This is a genomic window from Streptomyces violaceorubidus (assembly GCF_000717995.1).
In the GTDB taxonomy this organism is placed as follows: Bacteria; Actinomycetota; Actinomycetes; order Streptomycetales; family Streptomycetaceae; genus Streptomyces; species Streptomyces violaceorubidus.
On the sequence record NZ_JODM01000075.1, the window covers coordinates 1 to 5172 of the forward strand.

The following is a 5172-nucleotide window of genomic DNA, read 5'->3' on the forward strand; positions in this document are numbered from 1 at the left end:
GAGCTGCTCACGGCGGACGCGGCACGCGAGCGCGGCACAGGACTGCTCCGCGCGGCGGCCGGCCCACCGAAGGCGAGGGCGGCGATGGTCCTGCTGCGCGGCGGCGCGTGAGGAGCCGGTAAGCCCGTGTGCACGGTCGCTCGGGCATTCGTTTCCTACGAGGATGATGTGAGAACGGGCCTGCCGAGGCACGTGCGCTCCGGCCTCTTCTGACAACGATCCGGCTCCGGTGCTCGCGGTCGGCTGAGTGGACCGCACGCGTCGGGCAACAGGGCCGCGGTCCGGCCGGCGGGACTCGACCCGCTTCCGCAGCGGGTCGAACCCAGAAAACGCAGGCCGGTGCCGTGGCTCACGGCAGGGTCACGATCTGGGCGGCGTGGGTCAGGCCCGCGCCGAAGCCGACCAGCAGGGCCGGGGCGCCGCTGGGCAGGGTGCCCTGAGCCAGCAGGCTCTCCATGGCGAGCCGGACGGAGGCCTCCGAGGTGTAGCCCGCGCGGACGATGTCCTTGGCGATCACGGTGTGCGGGGCGAGGTTCAGTGACTTCGCCGCCGCGTCGATGATGCGGGCGTTGGCCTGGTGGGGATGAAGGCGGTGAGGTCAGCGGTGCGCAGGCCCGCTGCGGCCAGTGCCCGTCTGGACGTCTCCGGTACGACGCGGGTGGCCCAGCGGAACACTTCGGGGCCGGCCATGCGCAGGTACGACCGCAGTCCGTCGCGGCCGGAATCCAGCCAGGAGCGGTCGTGCGCGATCATCCGGTGCTGCTGTCCGTCCGAGCCCCACACCACGGGTGAGATGCCGGGCTGTTCGCAGGGGCCGACGACACCGCGCCCGCGCCGTCGCCGAAGAGGAAGGCCGTACCGCGGTCCTCCGGGTCGACGATGTCGCTCATCCTCCCCGAGCCGACCACCACCACATGCCGCGCGTCGCCGGAACGGACCAGCGAATCGGCCAGGCCCAGCGCGTAGCAGAAGCCCGAGCAGACGGGCATGAGGTCCAGGGCGCCGGCACCGCGCGGGCGCCCAGCGGATCAGCCACCCGCGGCGCCGCGGCCGGTGCCTGTTCCAGGAACGACATCGTCGCCAGCAGGACCGCGTCGACCTCTGCCGGATCGGTGCCTGACTGCGCCATCGCCTTGCGGGCCGCCTCCGCCGCCATGGTGATCACGGTCTCGCCGGGGCCCGCGAACCGCCGGCTGACAATACCGGAACGGCGGCGTATCCACGCGTCGCTGGAATCGATACGGGCACAGATCTCGTCGTTGCCCACCACCCGCACCAGCCGGTACGCGCCCACGCCCAGGATGCGCGCTCCAAAGCGGGGCTCACAGCGCCGGAGCCGGACCATCACACCCCTCCGGGTACGGCCACCGGCACGGGTACGGGTACGGGTACGGGGTTCAGCTCGCCGCTCTCGTAGCGCTTCCTGCACGCGCTGCGCTGCACCTTGCCGCTGGTCGTCTTCGGCAGCGTGCCGCGGCACACGACGAGGACGTCGTCCGGTGTGATCCGGTTCTTCTCACGGCCGGCGTCACGGATGCGCAGACTCAGGGTGCCCGGGTCGAAACGCCTCAGGACACGGCCGTCCACCTCCACGACCAGCACCAGACGCTCACCGGTCGGCCCGTCGCTGGAGAACGCGACCGCGCAGTTCGGGCGCAGGCCCGGTACCGCCTGCTCGGCCGACAGTTCGATGTCCTGCGGGTAGTGGTTGCGGCCCTTGCGGATGATGACGTCCTTGATCCGGCCGGTGACGTACAACTCGCCGTGGTGCAGGAATCCGAGGTCGCCGGTGCGAAGGCAGGTGTCGCCGTCCTCGCCCGCAGCCACGGTACGGGCGCGGAAGGTGGATTCGCTCTCCTTGGGCCGGCCCCAGTACCCGGCCGCCACGCAGGGGCCGGAGACCCAGATCTCGCCGACCCGCCCCTCTGGAAGAAGCTGCCGGGTGCCGGGAGCGACGATCCGTATCCGGGTGCCGGAGACCGTGACGCCGCTGCTGACCAGTGGTACCGCGCCGTCCTGGGAGGGGGAGGCCGGTTCGGCCGCGCCGTTGCGCAGGGCGTCCGCGGAGAGCCACAGGGCGGTGGGCTGCCTGCCGGCTGCCGGTGGCTTTGAGGGTGTTCTCGGCGAGTCCGTATCCCGGGCACATGGCACGCGGGTCGAAGCCGTGGGGCGCGAAGGCCTCGGTGAACGAACGGACCGTCGCCCAGCGCACCGGCTCGGCGCCGTTGGCCGCCACCCGCCAGCACGACAGGTCTCCCACGTCCTTGGCCTTCCCGTCCGCGGCGGCGCGGGCGCACAGTTCGTAGGCGAAACTCGGCGCCGCGGCGTGGGTGCCCCTGAACCGGGCCACGGCCTCCAGCCACCGCGCGGGCCGCCGGATGAACGCCTCCGGCGCCATCAGATACGAGGGGACACCCGCCCACAACGGCAGCACCACCCCGAAGAGCATGCCCATGCCGTGGAAGAGAGGCAGCCAGTTCACCACCGTCCCTCCGGGTTCGCACGGCCACAACGCGTCCGGCTCCGCCACGTTCGCCGCGAAGTTGGCATGACTGACCATGACCCCCTTCGGTACACCCGTCGAACCCGACGTGTACTGGAGCAACGCGATGTCCTCGGGTCGGGACGGGGCCGGAAGACTCCCCCCGGTGTCTGCGAGAGCGGGGTCGTCGGTGGGGAACAGGGTCAGACCACTGAGCGCCGGCATGTCACCGAAACGCTCTCGGAGGTCGCGGGCGACCTCGGTGGTGGTCAGGACGGTCGTGGTCCTCGCGTCGTCGGCGATCCGGCGCAGCCGCACCACGTCCTCGCGGCCGCGCGGCACCTGTACGGGGGCGCCCGCGACGCGTCCACGCATGCCTCCCAGCAGGGTTCGCACGAACTCCAGGCCCGACGGGTACAGCAGCACGGCGTTCCGGCCCGACAGCCCGGCCGTGGCGAACGCCCGGGCGCGCAGGCAGGCGGCGTCGTGGAGTTCCCGGTATTGATCCGCAACGCTTTGGGTTTTGGGGTCGTTGGTGGTGTGTGAGCGATCTGGTGGGGGACGCGTGGCATCTGTCGCCGTCGGCGCAGGAGGCCCTGCGGCTGCGTGCGGTAGCCGCGCTGGTGGCGGGACGGGCCCGTGAGGACGTGGCGGCGGTGTTCGGGGTGTCGCTGAAGGCGGTCGACGGGTGGTGGGCGAAGTGGCAGGCCGGCGGTCGGGAGGCGCTGGTCATGCGTCCGCGTGGCAGGCCGGTCGGGGTGCACCAGGTGCTCGGGGAGGCAGAGCAGGGTGCGGTGCGGCAGACGGTCCTCGATCACCGGCCCTGTGATGTGGGGCTTTCCGGTCAGCTGTGGACGCAGCGGCTGGTGGGCGAGCTGATCGTGAAGCTGTACCGGGTGCGGCTGACCGAGGTGGGGGTGGGCAAGTACCTCAGGCGGTGGGGGCTGTCCTTCCGGCGCCCGGACAAGCGGGCCGTCGAGCAGGACCCCGAGGCCGTGGCGCGCCGGCATCAGGAGACCTGGCCGAAGATCCGCGCGAAGGCGAAGAAGGACAGCGGCGAGATCCTCTTCGCCGACCAGGTCGGTATCCGGTCCGGCCAGGTCACCGGCCGTACCTGGGGCGAGAAGGGCAAGACCCCCGTCGTGCGGCGGAGCGGGAACCGGTTCTCGGTGAACGCCATGTCGGCGATCAGCACCAAGGGCCGGATGCACTTCATGGTCTTCACCGAGAGCTTCACGGCCGAGGTGATGTGCCGCATCCTGGACCGGCTCGCCGGCCACTTCGACCACAGGATCCACCTCGCGGTCGACGGGCACTGCGCCCATCGGTCCAAGAAGGTCCGCGACTGGCTCGCCGCCCACCCCGACGATGTCGAACTGCACTTCCTGCCCCCGTACTCGCCCGAGCTGGACCCCGACGAGCTGGTCAACGCGGACCTCAAGCACAGCCTGCCCAAGCAGCACCGGGCCCGCGATCAGGCCGAACTCGCCGCCGAGACCCGCCGCTTCTTCCGCAGGCGTCAGCGTCAGCCGCACATCGTCCGCTGCTACTTCGGCGGCCCACACGTCCGCTACGTCATGGACGAGAACCCCATGAGTTTCTGATCAATAGACCTTCGGAATCCCAACATGGGCGAGAATCTTGCCCTCGTCGCCCCCTCGACCACCGGGGCTGGACCCGACATCGGTGAGCTACCAAGAGGCCCTCCTTCCGCGCTTCCCCGTCGGCATACTCACCCGGACCAGGCCCCCGTTCGAGCCCCCGCCGACCATTCGAGCGAATAGAGAACAGCCAGCCCATGTTATCGGGTGCGAGCGTTGGCCAGGCCCGAGACGCCGGCCTCACGCATCTCGTCCAGATAATCCTGTGAAATCATTATACGGCCAGCCAGGATTTTTCTGAACCACTCGTAGGTCTGGGTTGTTTCCCCGACGCTACTTGGCTTGAAATTGTTTTTGCGGAGGATCTCCATGTGCTCTTCCGCGGTCCGGTTCCGGTTCTTCAGGCCCTTGGTGGTGCGAGCGTTGTCCAGGCCCTGGACGTTGGCCGCGCGCATCTCGTCCAGATAAACCTGCGACACCGCGCTCTTGCCTGATTTGACATCTGAGAACCACTGGTAGGTCTGCTGTGTGTCCCCGCCGAAAGTCAGGACGAATTGCTTTTTGCGGAGGATCTCCATGTGTTCTTCCGCGGTCCGGTTCTTCTTGTCCTCGGTGGCGCGAGCGTTGCCCAGGCCCTGGACGTTGGCCGCGTGCATCTCGTCCAGATGAACCCGCGACACCGTACTCCTGCCTGATTTGACACTGTTGAGCCAGCGGTAGGTCCGGTTTGTTTCCCCGGAGCTACGTGGCTTGAAGTTGGTTTTACGGAGGATCTCCATGTGCTCTTCCGCGGTCAGCTTCTTCTTGTCCTCGGCGGCGCGATCCCTGCCCAGGTTCGGGACGTTGGCCGCGCGCATCTCGTCCAGATGAACCTGCGGTACCGCGACCTCGCCACGCCTGACCCGTTTGAGCCAGTCAGTGGTCCGTGGGTTGTTGGATGTGTAGTTGTTCCTGCGGAAGATCTCCATATGGTCATTGCTATTGAGTAGTTTCTGGTCTTCGATGGTGCGGGCGTTTTCGATGCCGCTGATATGGGCGGCTGTCAGTTCCTTATGGTGAGCCCGGGTGATCAGGAATTCCCCGGAGGTG

The 5172-nt window shown here is 68.9% G+C and carries 3 protein-coding genes and 2 pseudogenes; 1 reads left to right on the top strand and 4 read right to left on the bottom strand.

Annotated features, from left to right (window positions below; all coding sequences use genetic code 11):
* Positions 1-349: 349 nt before the first annotated feature.
* The 3 genes and pseudogenes from IE94_RS36535 to IE94_RS41950 all read right to left on the bottom strand — a co-directional run.
* Positions 350-1345, bottom strand: a pseudogene (locus tag IE94_RS36535) (beta-ketoacyl-ACP synthase 3).
* On the bottom strand, positions 1345-2151 hold the full coding sequence (locus IE94_RS41410) for an AMP-binding protein (RefSeq protein ID WP_245235380.1): 807 nt from the start codon (positions 2149-2151) through the stop codon (positions 1345-1347). Before IE94_RS41410 ends, IE94_RS36535 begins: the two are co-directional and overlap by 1 nt.
* Positions 2075-2956: pseudogene (locus tag IE94_RS41950) on the bottom strand (AMP-binding protein); the annotation flags it as partial. The pseudogene IE94_RS41950 and the gene IE94_RS41410, both read right to left, overlap by 77 nt.
* A 68-nt stretch (positions 2957-3024) precedes the next feature.
* Between IE94_RS41950 and IE94_RS36545 the strand changes: the two are divergent.
* The gene (locus IE94_RS36545; protein WP_245235382.1) at positions 3025-4086 is read left to right on the top strand and encodes an IS630 family transposase; all 1062 of its coding nucleotides are present in this window, start codon (positions 3025-3027) and stop codon (positions 4084-4086) included.
* Positions 4087-4283: 197 nt separating this feature from the next.
* Here IE94_RS36545 and IE94_RS0133850 read toward each other — a convergent pair.
* Positions 4284-5172: hypothetical protein (locus IE94_RS0133850; protein WP_157849437.1), on the bottom strand; the 889-nt coding region annotated here is incomplete at its 5' end.